The following is a 21,651-nucleotide window of genomic DNA, read 5'->3' on the forward strand; positions in this document are numbered from 1 at the left end:
CCCATCATGGCGACCCCGGCAGCACAGACAGTCCCTGGCGCAGCGGTTGCTGTTGATGGCTCCAGTGGGCGGCGATCGCCGGCCCTACCAGAGGAGCCGCCAGGGCCAGGCCGCGGCGCAGCCAGCTCTGGCGGCGCAGCTGGTCTCCTCGGGCCGCTTCGGCGGCCTGGAGGGCCTGCAGCGTGGTGATTTCCGGCCGACGCTCGGCTTCGATCGCGGCGAGAGCCGCATCCAGGCCGGTGATGGCTGGGGTTTTGGCTGCAGGGGCACCGGTCTGCGGCTGCTGTGGCGCTGGCGCGGGCCGCAACAGGCGCAACAGCCGGGCGCTGGCCACCCAGGCGTCGCGAAGGGCCATGTTGATCCCCTGGGCTCGCACCGGACTCATCGGATGGGCCGCATCGCCCAGCAGCAGCAGGCCGGGTGTCCACCAACGTTCTGTCAGTCCCACCTGCACTGCCAGCCGGCTGGGTTCGCCCAGGCCGGCTCTCCACTGCCGCAGCCAGGCCGCCAGCTCCGGTGGGCTGAGCGGTGCCATCCGCTCGATCCAGTCGTTTGGGGAGCATGCAGGCACCCGCTCGCCCTTGTTGAGCACCCATCCGAGCTGCACCCCTCCGCCAGCGCTGTCGAAGGCGCTGAATACCCCCTCCGGCCCCACCAGGGTGGTGAAGCTGCCTTGCAGTGGTGAGGGTGCCGGGCAGGCCAGCTGGAACCAGAGCAGGTCGATGGAGCTGGCTCCTTCCACCAGCATCAGGCCAGCCTTCTGCCGCAGCAGCGAGGCCCGGCCGTCGCAGGCCACCACCAGCTCGGCCTGCAGGCTCCGCCCGTCGCGGAGCCGCACCCCGGCCACTCGCCCTTGGTTCCAGAGCAGATCAGACACCGGCTGGCCCCGCTCCAGGACAAACGACGGGCAGGATTGCGCCTGAAGTAGCAGAGCCTCCAGCAGGGCGGGCTGGTTCACCAGGGTGCAGGGCCGCTGGGGATCGCCGCCGAGGGGTTCGTGGGCGTGGAACAGCTCGCGGCCGTTGACCACAAAGCGCCAGCCCTGCAGGGGCCTGTGGGGCACGGTCGCCAGCAGGTGGCTCAGCCCCATGGCAGCCAGGGCATCCAGCCCCGAGGGCATCAACGCTTCGCCACGAAACTGGCGCGCCAGGCTCGAGCTGGCTTCCACCAGGGTGACGGCGACGCCGGAACGGGCCAGCACCAGGGCCAGGCTGGCCCCGGCCGGGCCGGCTCCAACGACTACGACCCTGGGGCCGGAGTTCAACGGGCCACTCAAACGAAGGAGTTGTAGTTGCGGGTGCCGCCGCTGACCGGATCCACATGCCCCATCAGCTGGCTCTTCTTGGCCAGCAGGTAATTCACCAGCTCCTGCTGCACCGCCAGGAGCTCTTTGGTGCAACCCCGGAACGCGGCACGGTGGCGGATCTCGTCGTGGCGGGTGTGGAGGTCGCGCAGCATCAGCTGGATCGCATCCAGGGTGGCCGAGGTGTTGCGGGAGGCCTGCAGCGAATCCATGGCCCTGGGGCGGAGATAGGAATTCAGCGTAGGAGCCCTGGCGCAGCTCAGCAGTCGCCGAACAGGGTTTTGGACACCTGGTGGAAGGTTTCGAAGGCGTCGTGGTTGTCGAGTCCGCTCACCGCCAAAGACACGGTCTGCTGCCGGGGGTTGCATTCCACCGCCAGGCTCACTGCGCGCTCGCCGTGATCGGCGTGGAAGGCGGCGCTCAGGCCATCGGCGGCGTAGATGGTTTCAGGCGCATGGGTGAAGCCCAGCTCGTGGGCCAGCTCCGTGATGCCGGCCATGGATTCGCTGAGGCACCCCTCGCTGCGGATCGCTGTGGTGTACACCACTGGTGCCACGGGGGTGGTGGTGTCCTCGGCCGGTAGGAGCAGGGAGTGTGCCAGGGATTTCACCAGGCCGCCGGTCTTCACCAGGGTCTTCATGGGGCCTCTGGATCCTGCAGACCGCTGGATGGTAGGCGCGAATCCCTAGATGTGGTGTAGGGGGCTTCCCCGCCGTCCACCAGTAGTGGCTGTCAATGGGATGCCGCAGTGCTCCAAAGGGCTCACCTCCTCTGCACTCCACTGCCACAACGGTTGCGCTGGCGTTCCTGTTTGCGTGCCAGCCGCTCGGTGATGCCGAGCTCGGCCCCCTTCCAGAGCCGGTCGATCTCAGCGCTGAAGTGGGCGGCCAGCAGCGGTGAGTCGAGCACCAGCAGGGTTTCGTCGTTTTGGTGGGCGGCACTGGGGCTCCAGTTGAAGGAACCGGTGATCACGGTGCGGTGGTCGATCACCGCCAGTTTGTGGTGGAGCTTGTCGCCGCTGGAGAGCCGCGGCGTGCCGACTGCCTCGAGGGGGCGCTGCCAGGGGCGATTGGCGGCCTCCAGACCGCAGCGGTGGTCGGGCAACTGGGTGCCGAGCAGATCCAGCACTTCGCTGAAGGCGCGGTTGGCGAAGCCGGGATCGGCCAGCAGCCGGATGGCCACCCCCTGCTCCTGCAGCTCGGCCATGGCATTGGCCAGGCTCTGCTCCGAGAACACGAACAGGGCCATGTCGAGTTGCCTGCGGGTGCCCGAGAGCAGTCCCTCCAGCAACTGCAGACCGTGGTGGGGATCGCGGCGGCGATGGGGGGCGAACAGCACAGTTACCGGCGTTGGCCCCACGTGCACCTGCTGGGCCGCTCCGCCGCCTTTGCCGAGCCCGAAGCGGCTGTCGGGCTGGCCGCCAGGGCCATCGCCCCACATCCGCTCAAATTCGGCCACAAAGCTGTGGGCCAGCTCGCGGCTGTGGAGCCGCATCAGGTGATTCACGTTGCCGCGGCTGCGCTCAGCCCCCGGATCGCCGTGGATGCAGGAGGGGGTGAAGTTGGCTGAGCCGGTCACCACCAGGGTGCGGTCCACCACCATGAACTTGTGGTGCATCAGGCCGCTGCCCGCGCTGCCGTCGGCGGTGTCGTCGATCAGGGGCACCCCGGCCTGCTGCAGGATGGCCACCGCATCACCCCAGCCCAGGGCCTTGAGCTGTTCGTGGCGGGTGCGCTGGTGCGGCGCCAGATCAGCCGGATGCTCCTCGCTCCACGGGGTGCTGTAGGTGTTTTCCAGCACCACCTTCACCGTCAGTCCCTCGCGGTGGCGTGCCGCCAGGGCTTCGGCCACCTTCGGCAGCGATAGCTCCTGCACCGCCACCAGGATTTCCCGTTGGGCGCCTCGGATGCTCGCCAGCACAAAGGCTTCGAGATCGTCCCCCTGGCGCCACTGGCCGCTGATCGGGCTGCGGTAGCGGCTGGTTTCGTTGTGGTTGAAGGCCAGCTCGATGCCCTCGGGCAGGGGCCTTTGAGGGGCCGGCTGCCCCAGCAGCTGGGCTTCAGCGCTGCAGCTGGCGATGGTCAGGCCCAGGGCGCTGACCCAGGCGAGCGGGTGCCTCAGGGGGTTGGGGTGACAAGCGGTGGGGGTGATGGCGGCCAGCTGCGGCTGCCCTCAGGGTTCCCACGGACTGTCCATGGATTGGTTGAGGCTGGGGTTCAGCTCAGTGGTGGCCAGGCATCTCGGCCGTGCGCAGCATCAGCACAAACCAGGCGGTGCCGATCAGCACGGCGCTAAGCATGGCGGCCGGAAGGCCCACGCGAAGCAACACCACGGGCACGATCAACGGAAAGGCAAGGGCCCCAGCTAGTGGGGTGAGGGCCACGGTTGCTCGTTTGAGAGATCCAGCGCGTTTCAGAACCATTCGCTGATGGCCTTGTCGGCAGGGTTGCTGTTGTCTTCCGGGGTGGAGCGGTTGAACTCGAGGGTGATGTTGCGCTTCTGCTCCCCGTCTGCGGCCACCGCCTCGATCGGATAGAGCTGTTGACCATCGCGGAACGGCACTTGCACGCGGAAGGTGCCATCGGCGGAGAGCGGCACGTCTTCGCCGCCGATGGTGAGGCGCGCGGCCGGGTCGGTGGCGCCGTAGACGATCAGCTCGGCATCGGCCACCAGCCAGAAGGAGCGTTGCCGTGAGGCCACCCCGCCGATGCCGGATTCGTTGCGACCGCTGGCCCAGATGCCAGCTCCAGAGGCGTTGAGTTCGCTGGTGTCCAGACCGGCTTGTTCGAGTTCGTGGAAGGCCTCGGAACCGCGGCCCAGCCGCCGCCAACGGGCCGTTGCCGTTTGGTAGAGGCGCTCGTGCAGACCGGCGTCAGCCGGTTCCATGGGTGTGGGCAGGGTGGCCGGAGCGGTGTCGAGCGAGAAGGGCACGAACTGGTCGAGGATCTGCTCACTGGGGTGCAGGGCCGGAACCCGGGCCACCGATGAGAAGGCCAGCGAGATCCAGCCGCCGCCGGAGCCTTTGCGGTAGCCCAGTTCCACCCGGTAGTCGCGATCGCTCAGGGGCACCGGTAGGTACCACTCGGTGGCATGGCTATCCACCACCACCTCCTGCAGGGTGTGGGGGTGGGCAGAGCCGCCGGCCAGTCCGGTGACATCGGCCACCCGCAGGCACAGCTGGGACGCCCCGGCCGCCAACGCTTCGCCCCGATCAGCTTCGGAGATCTCCCAGAACACGTAGGCCCACTGGGGATCCCGAGGCAGGAAGACCACGCTGGTGCTGGACGCCGAAGGGCGTGGTGCCGGAGGCAATTCCGCTTCGATCGCCTTGAGGGTGCGGGGGGTGTCGTCCTGTCGCCGGTTGATGGCCGCGAGCAACTCATCCTTCGACTTGCGGCTGTACAAGCTGACCCCTAGATCGCTGGCGACCTGGCGCAGCTGCCGCAGGGTCATGCGTGCCAACGAAGTGAGGGCTTGAGTCACGGCGATAGATTTCTTTTGGGATCAGTGTGGTCAACTCTCCCATTGCCTGTGGTTTTTGCCCTGAGCCGTCAGTGGATGCTGACGGCTGGTGCATCAGGGCTGGCATCTGAAGGGCACAAAAAAGGCGGCCCGTAGGCCGCCCCTTGATGGAGTGGTTGCTGAGCTCAGCGGCCAATGCTGCGGTAGGGCACCTTGGACAAGTAGTCCATGCTGGTGTTGCCAGATGCACCGCCTTGGCTGCGCATCGCCGGCAGGTTGCGCACCCAGGGCAGATAGTCCTCGGGGAAGCCGCCGCGGCGCTGACGGGAGCGGGCCGGAATGCTCTTGGCGGGGCCACCGGTGTACACCACCTGGGGGAAGCCCAGGATGCCGCGGTAGTAGGCCTCGTAGCGGGGGCTGGTGAGGTTGAACGGGCTTTCGCCGAGATCGCGGGAACCCACCACCCGGTTGCGGTGGAAAGGCACGGTGTCGTAACCGAAGGCCTCGAGGTACTCCTGGCTGTCGAGGATGTCATCGACCATGCCGCGGACGCCGCGGGTCATCAGCACAGCCGACCAGGCGATCTCTTCAGACTTGCCGTGGGTGGTGCGGCCCAGCAGCTTCTCCACCAGGTGGCGAGCCACTCGGTAGTTGCTGTTGAGGTTGTAGAAACTGCGGGTGAAGGTGTCCGACAGGCACAGGGAGCGGATGAAATCCCGCACCGTGATCTGGCCGTTGCGCAGCTGCGACTCCAGGGTGCGATCCCGGTCGACCTTGAAGGCGTGGAAAAAGATCTGGCGATAGGCCGCTTCGATCACGAAGTTCTGGTCTTCGCGATACATGGCCTTGTCCATGGCCACGGCTTTGGGATCCTCATCCGAGCCCACCCGCAGCGGGTTGACCCGCGAATTCTGGGTGGTGGGCGCGTACTTCAGGAGGGGCAGGGCCACACGACATCAGCATCCGTCGCTGCGGATCGTAGAAGTGCGGTGGGGGCTGGGTTCAGCTGCCTCTGGCAGGGCTCACAGTCCGTAACGTTCGTCACCAACCAAGGGGTGAGAGCGGCTGCCCCGCTGCCGGCGTCCCGCTGCTGCTGGCGGGCTCGGGCTCCGGGCTGGCCAGCACTCGGGTTTCCACGCAGAACGAGGCCGTGTTGGAGAGGCCTTCGACGGTGCTGGTGCGCAGGCGCACGTTGGGCCCGGCGAAGCTGAACCGCTCCAGGCTGTTCATCGTTTCGTAGCTGGTGGTGAGCAGCAGGCCATCGCGCTCATCCATGGCGAACTGTCCGGCAACGGGGGCCGTTTCGGCGTAGCCGCGGTCGCGCAGCAGCAGGCCTGTCCGCCCGCGCGGTTCGGTGGGGATCAGGCCGAACACGCTTTCGCCTTCATGGGCCTCCCCCGCTTTGTCCCAGGCCATCGAGGCGTTCCAGGTGACCCTGCAGCCGCCCACCAGGCCGGCGGGGTTTTCGCCATGGAGCTCGGCAATGGCGATCAGGCGCGGGTCGTCGGCGGCCAGCTCGACCACCTCAATAAAGGAGCCTCCCGCCTCGGCCCGCCGGTGCAGCAGGTGGTGGCTGCTGCGCTGGGAGCGCCAGCGGCCGCAGCTCAGCCGGAAAAAGCTGAGGGCATCGGCGATCGAGGCGGAGCGGATGTCGTGCACGGGGGTGCAGTGGCTGTGGCGATGATCGCAAGGCGTGGTGGGGAGCGGCGGTGGCGATCGGTGTGGCTGCTGCCCTGGCCGCCGCCCTCTGCTGGACTCTGGCCAGTGGTTTGTGGCGTCGGCTGCCGACCTCGCTGGGCCCAGCCGAGCTCAACCTGCTCAAAAACCTGATCGCCCTGGCCTTGCAAGTGCCGTTGCTGGTGGGGAGTGCCCCGACCCTGCAGCTCGGGCCCACCGGCCTGCTGCTGCTCAGCGGGGTGCTGGGCATTGCCCTGGGGGACAGCTTCTACTTCGCGGCCCTGCGCCGGCTCGGCACCCGCCGCACCCTCACCTTTGATGCCGGTGGGCCGGCGGTGACGGCGGCGGCCGGTTGCCTGCTGCTGGCCGAGTGGCCTGGGCCGCGCCAGTGGCTGGGAATTGCCCTGATCAGCCTGGCGGTGGTGGTGGTGGCCCGGCAGCGGCCGATGGCCGAGGCGGGGGGTGACCTGGAGGCTCACCAGCGCCTGGGGGTGGTGCTGGCCCTGGCGGCCCTGTTGTGTGGGGGTGCTGGAGCCCTGTTGGCCCGTGCCGCCCTGCGCACATCGGGTCTCGATCCCTGGCATGCCGCCACCCTGCGGCTGCTGGCCGCCACGCTGGTGCTGCTGCCCCTGTTGGGCAGGCTGATGACCCATCTGCGCCGGCCTCGACCAAGGCCGCCGGGCCGGCGTTGGCTCCTGGTGCTGGCGGCCACCCTGCTGGGCACCAGTGCGGGCATCGGTCTGCAGCAGCTGGCCCTGGCCCGACTTCCCGGCGGGCTGGCCGTGGCTCTGCTGGCCACCGCCCCGGTGATGGCGGTGCCCCTGGCGCCCCTGGAGGGGGATCGCCCCGGGGTACCAGGGGTGCTGGCCGCCCTGCTGGCGGTGTTGGGTGTGGTGCTGGTGGCGCTGCCCTAGCCCCGGTTGGTCTCGCCCTGGCCCAGGCGCCGATCGGCTTGGCGGGTGGTCCAGGCGCTCAGGTCATCCAACTCCAGGGCCAGCGGCGCCCGGCCCAGCTCGCCGGCGATGTGCTCCAGGTGTCCTCCCGTTGCCACCAGTTGCTCCACCAAGGCCGCCTGGAATTCGGCGTCGTCGGCGATTGGGGGCTGTTGCCGCACCCAGGCGCCGATGGCTGCACGATCCGGCAGCGGCCCGAGCTCAAGGGCTGCTCCCGTGGGCCGGGAGATGGCCTGCAGGGTGCGCAGGCCATGGGCCAGGAGCCTGAGGTGGTGACGCTCGAGTGCCGGCAGCAGGGTGGCCTCCAGCTGCGCCAGTTCGGCCAGGGTCAGCGGGCTCTCGGCAGCAGGGTCGTATGGCTCAGGCGTCACGGCCCTGAATGAGGCGGAAGCCGCAGGAGTGCCCCTTTTCCAGGCGCCATTGGACCCGCTCCACCTGGCAATCGGGAAAGGTGTGGCGGATCAGTTGCAGCTCTTGATCGCAGACACAGGGGAACTGCTCGGCGATGCGCATCACCGAGCAGTGGAATTCGCTGACCACCCAGGCCTGGTCGTCGTCAGGATCCTGGGCGCATTCCGCCATGTATCCCGCCTGACGGCGCAGTTCCACCAGCCGCTCGAGCCGTTGTTGCAGCGCCCCTTCGCCGATCTGGCCCCGATACACGCCCGCCTGCTGGAGAGCCTGCTGATTGAGGAGCTCCTGCAGTGTTTCTGAAGACAGGCTGCCGGCCAACGACTGCAGCAGCCCCAGGGCGAAGTGATCGCTGCCATCGGGAAAGTGCCCCTGCCCCTTGGCCGTGAGGCGCCAGCGATTGCTGGGTCGACCGGGGCCTTCGGAAGCCGGACTGGCCTCCACAAATCCATCGTCTTCCAGGCTGCGCAGATGGCGGCGCATGACCTGCACCGACACCGACTGATGTTCAGCCAATTCGCCAGCGGTCGCCTCGCCCTGTCGTAACAGCAGGCTGAGCACCGCTTCCCGGGTGGAAGCCGGGTCGGCATGTTGGCGGGAGATCTGGGGTGTGGCGCTCATGGCTGACGCCGAACTTCATCACGATGCCACGTCCGGCCGGCGGTTGGGGGTCGGGCCGGCACAATGGCTTGCGTTGTCGAGCCCCCAGGCCCATCGCCGGTGCCCTAGGCTCGATAGGAAACGAAACAGAAGTGTTTCGTAACTGGAGTCCCGCGATCCTGGCTGTTGCTCTGCGCGGTCCTGTTCCTTCCAGTGCGATCTGACCATCACCCCCCTCCGAGCCATGTCCGACGCCGCGGCCAGCCCGACCTCCGACAGCCTCGAGGTGATTCGGAAGTTTGCCGAAACCTACGCCCAGCGCACGGGCACCTATTTCTGCAGCGATCCCGGTGTCACCGCCGTGGTGCTGGCAGGCCTGGCCAAGCACAAGGACGAGCTCGGTGGGGCTCTCTGCCCCTGCCGTCACTACGAAGACAAAGAAGCCGAGGTGTCCCAGGCCTTTTGGAACTGCCCCTGTGTGCCGATGCGAGAGCGCAAGGAGTGCCACTGCATGCTGTTTCTCACTGAAGACAATCCGTTCCGCAGTGAGGAGCAGACGATTTCTCTTGACGACGTGAAAGCCCTTACTGCCGGCTGATTCGGCTGAATTGCCATGAGCACCGCAACCGTTGGCGACCTTGTTTCGCAGCCGTATAAACACGGCTTCGTAACGGACATTGAAACCGAAAAGATCGCCAAGGGCCTAAGCGAGGACGTGGTGCGGCTGATCTCGTCGAAAAAAGATGAGCCTGATTTTCTGTTGCAGTTTCGGCTGCGGGCCTATCGCCAGTGGCTGCAGATGGCCGAGCCCGATTGGGCGGCTTTGGGATATCCGCCGATTGACTATCAAAATATCATCTATTACGCGGCGCCCAAGCAACAGGAAAAGAAGGCGAGCCTCGATGAGGTGGACCCAAAGTTGTTGGAAACCTTTGACAAGCTCGGGATCCCGCTAAGCGAGCAGAAGCGTCTCTCCAACGTGGCTGTTGACGCAGTGTTCGATAGCGTCTCGATCGCCACCACCTACAAGGAGAAGCTGGCGGAGCATGGGGTGATCTTTTGCTCCATCAGCGAAGCCGTGAAGGAGCATCCTGGGCTGATTGAGGCCTATCTGGGTACGGTGGTGCCCAGCAATGACAACTACTTCGCGGCCCTCAATTCCGCTGTCTTCAGTGATGGGTCCTTCGTGTTTATTCCGAAGGGTGTCGAGTGCCCGATGGAGCTTTCAACCTATTTCCGCATCAACTCCGCTGACACGGGTCAGTTTGAGCGCACGTTGATCGTGGCTGAAGAGGGGGCCTCGGTGAGCTATCTCGAAGGTTGCACCGCTCCCATGTTTGATACCAATCAGCTCCATGCCGCCGTGGTGGAGTTGGTGGTGCTGGATGATGCTTCTATCAAGTATTCGACCGTGCAGAACTGGTATGCCGGCGATGAGAATGGTGTTGGTGGTATCTACAACTTCGTGACCAAGCGTGGTCAGTGCCGCGGTGCGCGCAGCCGCATCAGCTGGACCCAGGTGGAAACGGGTTCAGCCATTACCTGGAAGTATCCCAGCTGTGTGTTGCAGGGCGCTGATTCGGTGGGCGAGTTTTATTCCGTCGCCCTCACCAACAACCATCAGCAGGCGGATACCGGCACCAAGATGATTCATGTTGGCCCCCGCACCCGCTCCACGATCGTGAGCAAGGGAATCAGCGCTGGCCACTCTTCCAACAGCTATCGCGGCTTGGTGCAGATTGGCCCGAAGGCTGTGGGAGCCAAAAACTACAGCCAATGCGACTCGATGCTGATCGGCGATCAGGCGGCCGCCAACACCTATCCCTACATCCGCTCCCAGCAACCCGATGCGGTGGTGGAGCATGAGGCCAGCACCTGCCGCATCTCCGCTGATCAGCTCTTCTACCTCCAAAGCCGGGGGATCGGCTTTGAAGAAGCAGTTTCGATGATGGTGAGTGGCTTCTGCCGCGATGTGTTTAATCAGCTGCCGATGGAATTTGCCGCCGAAGCCGATAAGTTGCTGGCCCTCAAGCTCGAGGGATCGGTGGGGTGATCAGCCCACACCCCTGATGTGTTTCCCTTGGCAGTTTTTGATTCCGCTTCCGATCTTTTTCATTTGATTTTTCTGCTGTGATTCGCCCCGACGCCCCACTGTTGCTGGACATTCGCGATCTCCATGCCTCTGTGGATGATCAGCCGATCCTCAAGGGGGTCAATCTGTCGATCCGGGCTGGTGAAATCCATGCCGTGATGGGGCGCAATGGCAGTGGCAAGAGCACCCTGTCCAAGGTGCTGGCCGGCCATCCCGCCTACACCGTTACGGCTGGAACGGTGCAGTACCGCGGCGCCGATCTGCTCGAGCTGGACCCCGAGCAGCGGGCCCGGATCGGTCTGTTCCTGGGGTTCCAGTATCCGGTGGAGATTCCTGGGGTCAGCAACCTGGAATTTCTGCGGGTGGCCACCAATTCCCGCCGCGCCGAGCGGGGTGATGAGGAGCTCGACACCTTCGCCTTTGAGGATCTGGTACACGAGCGGCTCAAGGTGGTGCAGATGGATCCGGCCTTCCTCGAGCGCAGTGTCAATGAAGGCTTTTCTGGCGGCGAGAAGAAGCGCAACGAGATCCTGCAAATGGCCCTGTTGGAGCCCCTGGTGGCCATCCTCGATGAGACCGATTCCGGTCTCGACATCGACGCGCTGCGCATCGTTGCCGATGGCGTCAACCAACTGGCCGGCCCCGACAACGCCATCCTGCTGATCACCCACTACCAAAGGCTTCTGGATCTGATCACCCCCGACTACGTGCATGTGATGGCTGCCGGCCGGATCCTGCGCACGGGTGGCAAGGAGCTGGCGCTGGAGTTGGAGCGCACGGGGTACGACTGGGTTGACCTGGAACTGGCCCGCCTGGAGCCCGAGACGGTGGAGGTGGCCTGATGCCTGCCGTTGCGCTACCGGCAACAGCTGAGTGGTTGGCCGCGTTGGCCGGTTCGCCCGTGCCGGGTCGCCGCCATGAGGATTGGCGCTTCACCGATCTGGCGCTGCTGCAAAGCGTGGCTCCAGAGCCCTGGAGTGGCCCGGATCCCTTTGCCCTTGCTGCGCTCCCCGATGGGATCACCCGTCTCGAGCCCTCTGAAGCGCAGCAGCTGCGCAGCCTGGTGCTGCAAGCCACCGGCAGCTCAGCTGCTTGGCCGGTGCAACTCAATCAGGGCGCTTCGCCCCGTTGCCTGGCGTTGCGGGTGAGCGGGGCGGCGGGGCCGTTGCAGCTCAGCATCGATGCCGGAACTGCTCCGGGCCTGCTGGCCCTGCAACTGCTGCTGATCCTGGAGGACGGAGCCAGCCTGGAGCTGCTGCAACACCACAGCTCCAGTGCTGCCAATGCCACCAGCATGCTGACCGTGGCCCAGCTCGGCCATGGAGCCCGGCTGCATCTGGGGGTGCTGGCCCCGGGCGACTGCCGCGCCAGCTTGCTCAGTCATCTGGCCATCAGCCAGGCCCCCGCCAGTGCCTTGCAGCTCACCACGGCCGTGGGCGGTTGGGCCCTGAGCCGCCTGGAGCCCCGCATCTGCCAGCCGGCAGGGGCGGCGCACACCCGTCTGCGGGCCCTGCAGCTTGTCGACGGCCAGGACCTGGCGGACACCCACAGCCATGTGCGATTTGAGGGGCCCGATGGCGAGCTCGACCAGCTCCACAAGGTGGTGGCCGATGGGGCGGGACGCAGCGTGTTCAATGGCGCTGTCCAGGTGCCCCGCAAGGCCCAGCAGACCAACGCCGCCCAGCTCAGCCGCACCCTGCTGCTCTCGGATCGGGCCCGGGTGGACACCAAGCCCGAGCTGGAAATCGTTGCCGACGATGTGAAGTGCGCCCACGGTGCCACCGTGAGCCGGCTGCAGCAGAACGAGCTTTTCTATCTGCAGAGCCGTGGCATCGGCGCCGATCAGGCCTCCAAACTGCTGCTGCGGGGCTACTGCGACGAGGTGCTGCGGGAACTGCCGGCTGCGGCGGCGGCCCTGAATCCCCTACAGCTGCTGCTTCGGGAGCGTCCATGACCATGACCGCCTCCCCGGTGCAATCCGACCTGCACCCGTCCAACCCATCTGCCGGCAACCTCGCGGCCCTCACCCGGCCCGATTTCCCCCTGCTGGCGCAAACGGCCTGCCTGGGCCAGCCGCTGATCTACCTGGATCACGCCGCCACCAGCCAGAAGCCCCGTCAGGTGCTGGCGGCCCTGCAGCACTACTACGACCACGACAACGCCAACGTGCACCGCGGCGCCCACCAGCTCAGCGCCCGGGCCACCGAGGGCTTCGAGGGTGCCCGCGCCAAGGCGGCCGCGTTTGTGGGGGCGGCCAGCCCGCGGGAGATCGTGTTCACCCGCAACGCCAGCGAGGCCATCAACCTGGTGGCCCGCAGCTGGGGTGAGGCCAACCTCGGCCCCGGTGATGAGGTGCTGCTCACGGTGATGGAGCACCACTCCAACCTGGTGCCCTGGCAGCTGCTGGCGGCGCGCACCGGCTGCGTGCTCCGCCACGCCGGCCTCACCGAGAGCGGCGAGCTCGATTTGGAGGATCTGCGCAGCCAGATCAACGAGCGCACCAAGTTGGTGAGCCTGGTGCAGGTGAGCAACACCCTCGGCTGCCTCAATCCAATCGAGCAGGTGGTGCCCCTGGCCCATGCCGCCGGCGCCCTGGTGCTGGTGGATGCCTGCCAGAGCCTGCCCCATCTGCCGGTGAATGTGGCCCAGCTGGGCTGCGATTTTTTGGTCGCCAGCTCCCACAAGCTCTGCGGCCCCACGGGCATGGGGTTCCTCTGGGCCCGCGAGGAGCTGCTGGAGGCGATGCCGCCGTTCCTGGGCGGTGGCGAGATGATCCAAGACGTGTATCTCGACCACAGCAGCTGGGCGGAGCTGCCCCACAAGTTTGAGGCGGGCACGCCGGCCATCGGTGAAGCGATCGGCATGGGCGCCGCCCTCGACTACCTCAATGCCCTGGGCCTGGAGCGCATCCATGCCTGGGAGCAGGTGCTCACCCGCCAGCTGTTTGATCGGCTGCGGGCGATCGAGGGGGTGCGGATCCTCGGCCCCACCCCCGAGCAGCAGCCCGACCGGGGTGCCCTGGCCGCCTTCACGGTGGATGGGCTGCACGCCAACGACATCGCCGCCCTGCTGGATTCAGCCGGCATCTGCATCCGCAGCGGCCACCACTGCACCCAGCCCCTGCACCGGCTCTACAGCATCCCCGGCTCGGCCCGCGCCAGCCTCAGCTTCACCACCACCCCCGAGGAGATCGACCGTTTCGCCGAGGAGCTCGAAGGCACGATCGCCTTTCTGCGCGAGCACAGCTAACGCGAGCACAGCTAATTAGGCCGGCGTCAGCACCGCCAGGGCCTCGGCCCGGTGCTGGCCCTGCCAGGCCCATTGCCACTGCCAGCCTGCCGCCTGGGCGAGCGTTTCAATGGCGCCCCGCTCGGCCGGGATGTCGAAGCTGCTGAGGTGCTCGATCACCTGGCTCTGCTGCTCCGGGGTTATCGCCGCCCAGCCCTGTCGGATCCGCACGGTGTACCGCTGCTGGTAGGCCTCCAGGGTTTCGCCCGGCTCGCGGAATACATCGGCCCAGATCAGCAGCCCATCGGCGGCGATGCGCTGGCGTGCCCCTTGCAGAAACGTGGTCTTCTCGGCGTCGCTGAGGTGATGGATGGCAAAGGCCGAATGAAGGATGTCGACCGGTGGACCCTCTGATTGGCTCCAGGCCAGCAGGTTGCCCTCCTGCCAGGCGCAGGGATAGGGCATGGGGCCCAGGGCCGTCTCTGCCAGGGGCAGCACGGCGGCGGTGAGATCCAGGCCGGTGTAATTGCCCAGGGGTAGGCGCTTGAGCACGGGCGCCAGCTGGGCCAGATCACCGCAGCCCAGATCCACCATCGCCGGCGGCGGCGCGGCGGCAGAACGCTGGGCCAGCCAGCCCTCAAGGGCGTTGGCTGTGGCTTGCGCCACGGCCCGGTGCTCCATCAGGTCGTGGCTCACCACCGCCCGGTAGGTGGCCCACTGCTGCGAGAAGAAGTCCATGGCGCCATCCTGATCGAGCCCCGGGCCCGAGATGGATGGCGAACAACCCGGTGATCCCGCAGCTGTGGATGGTGGTGTTGGGCGGCCGCGCGCCTGGCTGCCACATCGAGCTCCACGACGTGCGCTTTGTGGCAGGGGCCACGATTGAGGCGGCGATCCCGGAGCTGCGGCGGCAGTGGTTCGGGAGGCGTGAGGGCCTGCATCTGGATGCGTATCTGGCGGTGCGGGCGGTGGATGGCTGGGCGGTGCGTCTGGGGCGCGAGACGCCCGCGCCCCGGCCTGAGCGGCTTTGGTTTGTGAACCTGGGCGCCTACCGCCCCGATTGCCTGGCCGAGCTGCACCACTTCGGCCTGGTGGTGGCCCGCTCGCCCCAGGCGGCCAAGGCGGCGGCCAAGCGGCAATGGCTCCGGGGCGCGCTGCAGCAGCACAAGGACGATCTGGCCGCGGTGGACGACTGTCTGGCGATCGAGCAGCTGGAGCTTCTGGGTGGTAAGCGCTGGCATGTGCAGCTGGAGCCCCATCCGGAGGGCCTCAGCCAGAGCCAGGCGCCGGATTGGTTTGGCTACCGGCCGATCTGAGTGGGCGGTGAGCGCGCGCTGGGGTGCTCGCAGCACGCTCTGTGAATCTGTACAGCTGTACAGATTCACAGACGCTCCACCCTTGGGACGTGTTGGGCCGCCTGCGCGCGTCCAGGGATGATCAGATCACCCGGCAGACGCGTTTCATGAACATCGACGGCAAGCCCTGGCGCACGATCTGGCTGGAGCCCGATGGCTGCCCAGGGGGCGACGCGGTGGGCGTGATCGATCAGACGCTGCTGCCGCACCAGTTCACAGCGCGCAGCCTGCGCAGCTGCGAGGAGGCAGCCGAGGCGATCCGCACGATGGTGGTGCGTGGGGCGCCATTGATCGGCGTGACCGGCGCCTATGGGTTGATGCTGGCCCTGCAGGTGGATCCGAGCGATGCGGCGCTGGCGGCAGCGTTTGAGCAGCTCAACGCCACGCGGCCCACGGCGATCAACCTGCGCTGGGCGTTGGAGCGGGTGCGGGCCAGGGTGCAGCCGCTGCCGCCCGCTGAGCGCGCCGAGGCGGCCAGGGCGGAGGCCGCGGCGATCGCCGATGAGGACGTGGCCATGTGCGAGGCCATCGGCGATCACGGCCTGGCCATCTTCCAGCAGCTGGCGGCCCGCAAGCCCGGCGCCACGCTCCAGGTGCTCACCCACTGCAACGCCGGCTGGCTGGCGACGGTGGACTGGGGCACGGCCCTGGCCCCCATCTACAAGGCCCACCGCGCTGGGCTCGACATCCACGTGTGGGTCGATGAGACCCGCCCCCGCAACCAGGGCGCCAGCCTCACCGCCTTTGAGCTGGGCAAGGAGGGCGTGCCCCACACGGTGATCGTCGACAACGCTGGCGGCCACCTGATGCAGCATGGCCAGGTGGATGCGGTGATCGTGGGCACCGACCGCACCACCCGCCGTGGCGACGTGTGCAACAAGATCGGCACCTACCTCAAGGCCCTCGCCGCCCACGACAACAACGTGCCCTTCTATGTGGCCTTGCCCGCCTCCACCATCGACTGGACGATCGACGACGGCGTGGCCGAAATCCCGATCGAGGCCCGCAGCGCCGCCGAGGTGACCGAGATCCAGGGCCGCATTAACACCGGCTCCGCCGCCGGGGAGATCGCCCAGGTGCAGCTGAGCCCCGATGGCACCCCTGGCTTCAACCCCGCCTTCGATGTGACCCCCGCTCGGTTGGTGACAGGCCTGATCACCGAGCGGGGTGTGGCCGAGGCCAGTGAGGCGGGGCTACGGGAGCTCTACGGCCGTGGCTGAGTTGAACACCGAAGACCAAGCCCGCCAGGACCTGCTGGCGGCCACGCGGCGCCTGAGCAGTGCCGGGCTCAATTCCGGTACCGCCGGCAATCTCTCGGTGCGGATCGAGGGCGGTCTGTTGATCACCCCCAGCTCCGTTCCCCCGGAGCAGATGGGGCCTGAGGATCTGGTGGCGATCGATCACCAAGGTCAGCCCCTGGCGGGCCGGGCGACGGTGCCTGGTCGCAGCCCCTCCTCCGAGTGGCGCCTGCATGCCGATCTGCTGGGCCAGCGGCCGGAGATTCAGGCGGTGGTCCACTGCCACTCGATCCACGCCACGGCGTTGGCCTGCCACGGCCGCGGCATCCCGCCGTTTCACTACATGGTGGTGCAGGCAGGCGGCCCGGACATCCGCTGCGGGGGCTACGCCACCTTCGGCAGCCAGGCGCTCTCGGATCTGGCGGGGCAGGCCCTGGAGCACCGCCAGGCGTGTCTGCTGGCCCACCACGGCCAGGTGACCCTCGGCGCCACGCTGGCGCAAGCCCTGGCCCTGGCGATCGAGGTGGAAACCCTGGCACAGATGTATCTGGCGGCGCTCCAGCTGGGCGAGCCGCCACTCCTGAGCGAAGCCGAAATGGGTCGGGTGGCCGAGCAGATGCGGCTGCGCCACTACGGCGCCCTGGGGGCTGCGGGTTAGCCCTGGGCCTGTCGCCGCACCAGGAGGCCAAAGCCGAGCGCCGCCAGGGTCAGTGCGGCCGCCAGGGCAGTCCAGGCTGGCAAGCCCAGGCTCACCAGGGCAATGGGCGCGAGGGCGGTGACCAGCCCGCCACCCAGAAAGGGCTCGAACACCAGCTGCTTGAACGAAAACGCTTCCAGCACGCCGCTGCGGCCGTAGGGATCGGCCATGCGCAGCAGCAGCAGCCCTGTGGCTGTCACGCCGGTGCCCTGGCCGAAATCCGCCAGGCCCCGCTCAAACCAGGCATCGGCAAACAGCCGCGGCGCCAGCCACCAGAACACCGCCAGATTCCAGGCCAGTCCCACCAGCGCCAGCACCACAAACGGCAGCCAGGCCTCCTCCAGCAGCGGCAGGTTGAGGCTGGCCATCGCCGCGGTGATCAACACATCCATCGCCAGGGCCCCCAGGCTGTGCTGCAGCGGCGCGCTGGCCAACTGGGGTTTACCGGCCCGCTGCAGCAGCAGCTGCACGATCAGGCCGCCCACCATCGCCAGCGGAAACAGGGGCACCGCCTTCAGCAGCGGCCAGCTGGCCACCAGCGCCTCCTTGAGCAGCACCCCCAGCCCCACCGCCGCGCCGATCAGGGCCAGGTTCACGGTGAGTGCATCGATCGTGGGCGAAGGGCCAGCCGGCAGCAGCGGCCGGCGGACAGCCTCTTCCTCGAGGGCCAGGTTGGCCGAAGCCCCCGACGCGCCCGTGCTCACCAGCCAGCGCCGCCGGCGGCCGATCACCACCAAGGTGCTGCCGAGCAGCACTGCCGCCAGCACGCCCACGGTGGCCATCGCCAGCCCCAGGGCTTCGCCGCTGGCCAGCCCCAGCTCGGCAAAGCTCGGCCCCATGCCGGCGGCGGTGCCGTGGCCGCCCTCGAAGCCCACCTCGATCAGGCAGGCCATCAGCGGGTTGGTGCCCAGCAGCGGCCCGAGCACCAGCAGCAACGCCAAGCCGCCCACCAGGTATTGGCCGAAGCCCAGCACCAGGCCGAAGGCCACCTGGCTGGCGCTGCGTTGCCAAAGCTGGCGCGGGCTGGGCAGGGCCTGGCCCAGAAACAACGTGGCAAATACCACCGTGATCAGCACGCCCGGCGTCTGGCTCCACACCGCAGTCACCCGCTCGGGAAACAGCCGCAGTGGGCTGAAGGGCCCGATCGCCAGCCCCAGCAGGCCGGCGATCAGGGCTTCCGGCAGGCCCAGCCGCTGCAGGATCCGCAGCCGCTGGCGCAGAGCCGTGGCCAGCAGCAGCAACAGGCTCAGGGCCGCGAAGGCCAGCAGCACATCAAACAATTTCATGGCCGGCCCGCCCCCAATGCCAGCGCCAGCCCGCCCCAGAGCACCGTGAGGCCTAGGCACACCCCGCCCCATAGCGGCAAGCCCCAGCTGTGCAGCGCCAGGGGTGCCGCCACCGTGACCACGCCGCCGGCCAGCACCGGTTGCAGCAGCAGCTGCTTGATTGAAAAGGCCGGGATTGCTTCGCTGCGGCCATCGGGGTCGGCCATGCCCAGCAGCAGCAGGCCACTGGCCGCCACGCCGGTGGCCTGGCCGAATTCGATCACCGCCCGCTCAAACCAGCCCGCCGGCAGAATCCGCGGCGCCAGCACCAGGATCACCAGCAGGTTCCAGGCCAGCCCAAAGCCGCTGAGCACCAGCAGCGGCAGCCAGTTGGCCCGCAGCAGCGGCAGGTTGAGCCCGGCGGTGGCCGCCGCAATCAGCAGGTCGGTGGCCAGGGCGCCCAGGCCGTTCTGCAGGGCTGGCACGGCCAGCTCGGCCCGGTCGCTGCGTTCCAGCGCCAGGCGCACCAGCAGTGAGCCGGCCAGGGCCAGGGGATACACCGGCAACGCATCGATCACGGTGCGCAGCATGCCGCCAGCGGGCTCGGCTAGCCGCTCCAGCCCCGCCAGCATCACCACGCCGATGCCCACGGCGATGCCCACCAGGGCCAGGTTGGTGGCCAGCTGGCGCAGGCGTTCCTGCCAGCCGGGAACTGCCGCCACCGCAGTCGCGGCGGGCTCGGGCAGCACACACAGCGGTGCGCCGGCCTCGGCGGCCAGCAGCCAGCCCTGCCCCTGGGCCAACACCACCAGCAGGCCGCCCACCACGGTGGAGCTGAGCAGTCCCACCGTGGCCATGGCCAGGCCCAGGTCGGTGCCGCCGCTAAAGCCCAAATCGGCGTAGATCGGACCCATCACCGCGGCACTGCCGTGGCCGCCCTCGAAGCCCACCTCGATCAGGCAGGCCATCAGCGGATCGGCCCCCAGCCAGGGGCCCAGCACCAGCAGCACCGCCACGGCGCCCACCAGGTATTGGCCGAAGCCCAGCGTCAGGCCCAGAAGGGTTTGGGCGGCCGCCGGCTTCCACAACTTGGCCAGATCCGGCAGGGGCCGGCCCAGCATCAGGGTGCCAAACACAAAGGTGAGCAGCACCATCGGCAACCGCGCCCACAGCGTTTCCACGGGAGCCGGCAGCACCGGCCAGGGGCCATAGGGGCCCAGCAGCAGCCCCAGCACGCCGGCCACCAGCGCTGCCGGCAGCCCGATCCGCTGCAGCCCCAGGGCCGGACCGATCGCCCGCCCCAGGGCCACCAACCCCCCCAGCACCGCCATTGCCAGGGCCAGGAGCAGGGGGCCGTGCAGGGCGCTCATCGCTGGAAGTGGCGCCGGAAGAACGCCTCCGTGGCCTCGAGCACCTGGATCCGCACGCTGCCGCTGCGGAAGCCGTGGCCCTCACCGGCAAAGCGGTGCACCTCCACCGGGATCCCGTTCGCCTCCAGTGCCGCCGCCATGCGCTCGGTCTGCTCGGGCGGCACCACCTGGTCGTCGAGACCCTGGAAAAAGACCACCGGGCAGCGGATCTGGTCGGCGTGGGCCAGGGGTGAGCGGGCTTCGTAGGTGGCGCGCGCTTCGGGCCAGGGGCCGATCAGGCCATCGAGATAACGGGCTTCAAAGCGATGGCTCTCGCTCGCCAACGCGCTGGGGTCGGTGACGCCGTAGCGGCTCGCGCCGGCGCGAAAAACGTCTGTGAAGCAGAGGGCAGCTAGGGCGGTGAAGCCGCCGGCACTGCCGCCTTCGATGGCGATGCGCGCAGCGCTGGCTTTCCCTGCCGCCACCAGGGCCTGGGCGGCGGCGGCGCAGTCGGCCACATCCACCACGCCCCACTGGCCATCGAGCCGCTCGCGGTAAGCCCGCCCGAAGCCGGTGGAGCCGCCGTAGTTCACATCCACCACGCTCCAGCCGCGCGACGTCCAAAACTGAATCCCCAGGCTCAGCCCCCGCCGTGCCATGGCGGTGGGCCCGCTATGGCCCTTCACCAGCAGGGGCGCCTCGGCGTGGGCGCCGCCGGCCGGGGGATAAAACCAGGCGTGGGTGCGCACCCCGCCGTGGCCGGCAAACCAGAGCGGCTCGGGTTGGCTGATCGCCTCAGGCTGCAGCGGGCAGGGGGCCGCCGGCGAGTGGCGCCAGCTGCCCGTGGTGAGATCGAGTTCCAGCAGCCCCTCCAGGCTGGTGGGGTTGCTGGCGAGTGCCACCAGCGTCCCGGCTTCGGCGCTCAGGCCGGCCAGATCGTCGAAGGGTTGCTCCAGGGGCTCCCATGCGGCTGGCGTGCCCACCCGGTCTGGCGTCAGATGCACCCGCCCAAGCTGCCAAGCCCCCTCCCGAGCGGCCGCGGCGATCAGCTGCTGGCCGTCCCAGGCGGTGGTGCGCATGCCATACACCCACTGGGGCATGGCGAATTCGGCTTCCAGCGGCAGCAGGGGTTGCCAGGCGCCACTGGCGGTGTCGAGGCGCTGCAAGTTCCACCAGCCTGAGGCGTCGCTGGCCACCACCAGCTCGGTGGGACTGATCCAGAGGGGCTGAAACACCGAGATCGCTGAGGTGTCGGTGTAGGTGTCAGTCTCGGCGTCAGTGGCGTTGGGGCCGGAGCCCGCCACCGCCACCGGCCGAGCCCCCGCCACCGGCCGAGCCCCCTCCAGGGCGCCGTCCTGCTTCACCGCCGCCAGCCACAGCTGGCTGCGCTGCCAGGGCATGAACGGCTGCTGCCACTCCACCCAGGCCAACTGGCGGCCATCGGGGCTGAGGGCGGCGTAGCCGCAGAAGTCGGCGGGCTGATGCAGCCGCTGCGGCTCGCCGCCCGCCAGGGGCACCGCCACTAGTTGGTCGCGGCCCTCGGCTTCCATCACACCGAGCCAGCGCCGGCGGGGGCCATCGATCAGTCCATCGGCGAAGGCCCGTGGTCCAGGGGTGGTGAGCCGCCGCGGGGCGCCGGGCAGATTCAGGTGCCAGAGGCAGCGGTCGCTGTCGTCGACGAACACCAGATCGTTGCCACCAACGGCATAGACGCCGCCGCCGTATTCGTGCACCCGGCTGCGCAGGTTGTGGGGGCTCGGGGTGAGCTCGACCGCGGTGTCGCCGCCGGCCGGCCGCAGCATCAAGGTGGTGCGGCCCTGCTCCTGGGGGCGTTGTTCCAGCCACAGCAGCCGCCCATCGCGGAGCAGTGGTTCCTTGAGGCTGGAGGTGCGTCCCTCAACCAGCGCCGCGGCCAGGGGTTCAGGAGGGCTCGTGCGGATCACGGCAGGGCTCAACGTGGGGCTCGAGCTTGTGTTCAACGGAGCGGAGCGGTGGAGCGTTTCAGGCTGTGTTTGAAAAGC

The 21,651-nt window shown here is 68.2% G+C and carries 23 protein-coding genes; 9 read left to right on the forward strand and 14 right to left on the reverse strand.

Going from position 1 to position 21,651, the window contains the following annotated elements; genetic code table 11:
* Window positions 1-4: 4 nt before the first annotated feature.
* The 8 genes from KBY57_RS11060 to KBY57_RS11095 form a co-directional block, all read right to left on the reverse strand.
* A complete protein-coding gene (locus tag KBY57_RS11060) occupies window positions 5-1,264 on the reverse strand; it encodes an FAD-dependent monooxygenase (RefSeq protein WP_254995933.1) in 1,260 nt (419 codons plus the stop codon).
* A gap of 8 nt (window positions 1,265-1,272) precedes the next feature.
* Window positions 1,273-1,515: a hypothetical protein gene (locus KBY57_RS11065; protein ID WP_254995935.1), complete on the reverse strand. Its 243-nt coding sequence runs from the start codon at window positions 1,513-1,515 to the stop codon at window positions 1,273-1,275.
* Between the two features lie 47 nt (window positions 1,516-1,562).
* Window positions 1,563-1,943 (reverse strand): hypothetical protein, encoded by a 381-nt coding sequence (locus KBY57_RS11070; protein ID WP_254995937.1) that lies wholly within the window; start codon window positions 1,941-1,943, stop codon window positions 1,563-1,565.
* Between the two features lie 122 nt (window positions 1,944-2,065).
* Window positions 2,066-3,424 carry a phospholipase D-like domain-containing protein gene (locus tag KBY57_RS11075; RefSeq protein WP_409996443.1) on the reverse strand — a complete coding sequence of 453 codons (1,359 nt, stop codon included), beginning with the start codon at window positions 3,422-3,424 and terminating at the stop codon, window positions 2,066-2,068.
* A gap of 100 nt (window positions 3,425-3,524) precedes the next feature.
* Window positions 3,525-3,686: a hypothetical protein gene (locus KBY57_RS11080; RefSeq protein WP_409996441.1), complete on the reverse strand. Its 162-nt coding sequence runs from the start codon at window positions 3,684-3,686 to the stop codon at window positions 3,525-3,527.
* 29 nt (window positions 3,687-3,715) lie between these two features.
* On the reverse strand, window positions 3,716-4,786 hold the full coding sequence (locus KBY57_RS11085; RefSeq protein ID WP_409996442.1) for a DUF4912 domain-containing protein: 1,071 nt from the start codon (window positions 4,784-4,786) through the stop codon (window positions 3,716-3,718).
* A gap of 164 nt (window positions 4,787-4,950) precedes the next feature.
* On the reverse strand, window positions 4,951-5,715 hold the full coding sequence (locus KBY57_RS11090) for a phycobilisome rod-core linker polypeptide (RefSeq protein WP_254995942.1): 765 nt from the start codon (window positions 5,713-5,715) through the stop codon (window positions 4,951-4,953).
* Window positions 5,716-5,806: 91 nt separating this feature from the next.
* On the reverse strand, window positions 5,807-6,424 hold the full coding sequence (locus KBY57_RS11095) for a phycobiliprotein lyase (RefSeq protein WP_254995944.1): 618 nt from the start codon (window positions 6,422-6,424) through the stop codon (window positions 5,807-5,809).
* A 56-nt stretch (window positions 6,425-6,480) separates the two neighbouring features.
* Between KBY57_RS11095 and KBY57_RS11100 the strand changes: the two genes are divergently transcribed.
* Window positions 6,481-7,356 carry an EamA family transporter gene (locus KBY57_RS11100; RefSeq protein WP_254995990.1) on the forward strand — a complete coding sequence of 292 codons (876 nt, stop codon included), beginning with the start codon at window positions 6,481-6,483 and terminating at the stop codon, window positions 7,354-7,356.
* On the opposite strand, the gene KBY57_RS11105 is transcribed toward KBY57_RS11100, so the two are convergent.
* Complete coding sequence (locus KBY57_RS11105; protein ID WP_254995946.1) at window positions 7,353-7,766, reverse strand: hypothetical protein; 414 nt, start codon at window positions 7,764-7,766, stop codon at window positions 7,353-7,355. The genes KBY57_RS11100 and KBY57_RS11105 overlap by 4 nt on opposite strands.
* The gene (gene sufR / locus KBY57_RS11110) at window positions 7,756-8,427 is read right to left on the reverse strand and encodes an iron-sulfur cluster biosynthesis transcriptional regulator SufR (RefSeq protein WP_254995949.1); all 672 of its coding nucleotides are present in this window, start codon (window positions 8,425-8,427) and stop codon (window positions 7,756-7,758) included. The genes KBY57_RS11105 and sufR overlap by 11 nt, the downstream gene beginning before the upstream one ends.
* Window positions 8,428-8,650: 223 nt before the next feature.
* Between sufR and KBY57_RS11115 the strand changes: the two genes are divergently transcribed.
* From KBY57_RS11115 to KBY57_RS11135, 5 genes are all read left to right on the forward strand, one after another.
* A complete protein-coding gene (locus KBY57_RS11115) occupies window positions 8,651-9,004 on the forward strand; it encodes a ferredoxin-thioredoxin reductase catalytic domain-containing protein (protein ID WP_254995951.1) in 354 nt (117 codons plus the stop codon).
* A 15-nt stretch (window positions 9,005-9,019) separates the two neighbouring features.
* The gene (sufB, locus tag KBY57_RS11120) at window positions 9,020-10,459 is read left to right on the forward strand and encodes a Fe-S cluster assembly protein SufB (RefSeq protein WP_254995952.1); all 1,440 of its coding nucleotides are present in this window, start codon (window positions 9,020-9,022) and stop codon (window positions 10,457-10,459) included.
* A 77-nt stretch (window positions 10,460-10,536) separates the two neighbouring features.
* On the forward strand, window positions 10,537-11,340 hold the full coding sequence (gene sufC / locus KBY57_RS11125) for a Fe-S cluster assembly ATPase SufC (protein WP_254995953.1): 804 nt from the start codon (window positions 10,537-10,539) through the stop codon (window positions 11,338-11,340).
* The gene (locus tag KBY57_RS11130; protein ID WP_254995954.1) at window positions 11,340-12,452 is read left to right on the forward strand and encodes a SufD family Fe-S cluster assembly protein; all 1,113 of its coding nucleotides are present in this window, start codon (window positions 11,340-11,342) and stop codon (window positions 12,450-12,452) included. Before sufC ends, KBY57_RS11130 begins: the two co-directional genes overlap by 1 nt.
* Window positions 12,449-13,747 carry a SufS family cysteine desulfurase gene (locus KBY57_RS11135; RefSeq protein WP_254995955.1) on the forward strand — a complete coding sequence of 433 codons (1,299 nt, stop codon included), beginning with the start codon at window positions 12,449-12,451 and terminating at the stop codon, window positions 13,745-13,747. Before KBY57_RS11130 ends, KBY57_RS11135 begins: the two co-directional genes overlap by 4 nt.
* 15 nt (window positions 13,748-13,762) lie before the next feature.
* Here KBY57_RS11135 and KBY57_RS11140 read toward each other — a convergent pair whose 3' ends face one another.
* A complete protein-coding gene (locus KBY57_RS11140) occupies window positions 13,763-14,464 on the reverse strand; it encodes a class I SAM-dependent methyltransferase (RefSeq protein ID WP_254995956.1) in 702 nt (233 codons plus the stop codon).
* A 35-nt stretch (window positions 14,465-14,499) separates the two neighbouring features.
* Here KBY57_RS11140 and KBY57_RS11145 point away from each other — a divergent pair, with 35 nt between their 5' ends.
* From KBY57_RS11145 to KBY57_RS11155, 3 genes are all read left to right on the forward strand, one after another.
* Window positions 14,500-15,042 (forward strand): DUF1543 domain-containing protein, encoded by a 543-nt coding sequence (locus tag KBY57_RS11145; RefSeq protein ID WP_254995958.1) that lies wholly within the window; start codon window positions 14,500-14,502, stop codon window positions 15,040-15,042.
* Window positions 15,043-15,188: 146 nt separating this feature from the next.
* A complete protein-coding gene (mtnA, locus tag KBY57_RS11150) occupies window positions 15,189-16,301 on the forward strand; it encodes an S-methyl-5-thioribose-1-phosphate isomerase (RefSeq protein WP_254995959.1) in 1,113 nt (370 codons plus the stop codon).
* Window position 16,302: 1 nt separating this feature from the next.
* Entirely contained in the window at window positions 16,303-16,977 is a 675-nt protein-coding gene (locus KBY57_RS11155) for a class II aldolase/adducin family protein (RefSeq protein WP_254995991.1), read from the forward strand.
* Here the strand turns inward: KBY57_RS11155 and KBY57_RS11160 are convergent.
* From KBY57_RS11160 to KBY57_RS11170, 3 genes are read right to left on the reverse strand one after another with little or no spacing between them, the layout of a single operon-like run.
* Entirely contained in the window at window positions 16,974-18,302 is a 1,329-nt protein-coding gene (locus KBY57_RS11160) for a sodium/glutamate symporter (RefSeq protein WP_254995960.1), read from the reverse strand. The two genes, KBY57_RS11155 and KBY57_RS11160, sit on opposite strands and share 4 nt — an antisense overlap.
* Window positions 18,299-19,651, reverse strand: coding sequence for a sodium/glutamate symporter (locus KBY57_RS11165; RefSeq protein WP_254995961.1), 1,353 nt, complete (start codon window positions 19,649-19,651; stop codon window positions 18,299-18,301). Before KBY57_RS11165 ends, KBY57_RS11160 begins: the two co-directional genes overlap by 4 nt.
* Window positions 19,648-21,570, reverse strand: a complete 1,923-nt coding sequence (locus KBY57_RS11170) for a S9 family peptidase (protein WP_409996444.1) — start codon at window positions 21,568-21,570, stop codon at window positions 19,648-19,650. The genes KBY57_RS11165 and KBY57_RS11170 overlap by 4 nt, the downstream gene beginning before the upstream one ends.
* Window positions 21,571-21,651: the final 81 nt, after the last annotated feature.

The organism is Cyanobium sp. Aljojuca 7D2, from assembly GCF_024346415.1.
Taxonomy (GTDB): Bacteria; Cyanobacteriota; Cyanobacteriia; order PCC-6307; family Cyanobiaceae; genus Cyanobium_A.

Coding starts and splice junctions, on each gene's coding strand:
- KBY57_RS11065 (WP_254995935.1), bottom strand. CDS start 1,515: ATGGATTCGCTGCAGGCCTCCCGCAACACCTCGGCCACCCTGGATGCG.
- KBY57_RS11070 (WP_254995937.1), bottom strand. CDS start 1,943: ATGAAGACCCTGGTGAAGACCGGCGGCCTGGTGAAATCCCTGGCACAC.
- sufR (WP_254995949.1), bottom strand. CDS start 8,427: ATGAGCGCCACACCCCAGATCTCCCGCCAACATGCCGACCCGGCTTCC.
- KBY57_RS11115 (WP_254995951.1), top strand. CDS start 8,651: ATGTCCGACGCCGCGGCCAGCCCGACCTCCGACAGCCTCGAGGTGATT.
- sufB (WP_254995952.1), top strand. CDS start 9,020: ATGAGCACCGCAACCGTTGGCGACCTTGTTTCGCAGCCGTATAAACAC.
- KBY57_RS11130 (WP_254995954.1), top strand. CDS start 11,340: ATGCCTGCCGTTGCGCTACCGGCAACAGCTGAGTGGTTGGCCGCGTTG.
- KBY57_RS11135 (WP_254995955.1), top strand. CDS start 12,449: ATGACCATGACCGCCTCCCCGGTGCAATCCGACCTGCACCCGTCCAAC.
- KBY57_RS11140 (WP_254995956.1), bottom strand. CDS start 14,464: ATGGACTTCTTCTCGCAGCAGTGGGCCACCTACCGGGCGGTGGTGAGC.
- KBY57_RS11145 (WP_254995958.1), top strand. CDS start 14,500: ATGGCGAACAACCCGGTGATCCCGCAGCTGTGGATGGTGGTGTTGGGC.
- mtnA (WP_254995959.1), top strand. CDS start 15,189: ATGAACATCGACGGCAAGCCCTGGCGCACGATCTGGCTGGAGCCCGAT.
- KBY57_RS11160 (WP_254995960.1), bottom strand. CDS start 18,302: ATGAAATTGTTTGATGTGCTGCTGGCCTTCGCGGCCCTGAGCCTGTTG.
- KBY57_RS11165 (WP_254995961.1), bottom strand. CDS start 19,651: ATGAGCGCCCTGCACGGCCCCCTGCTCCTGGCCCTGGCAATGGCGGTG.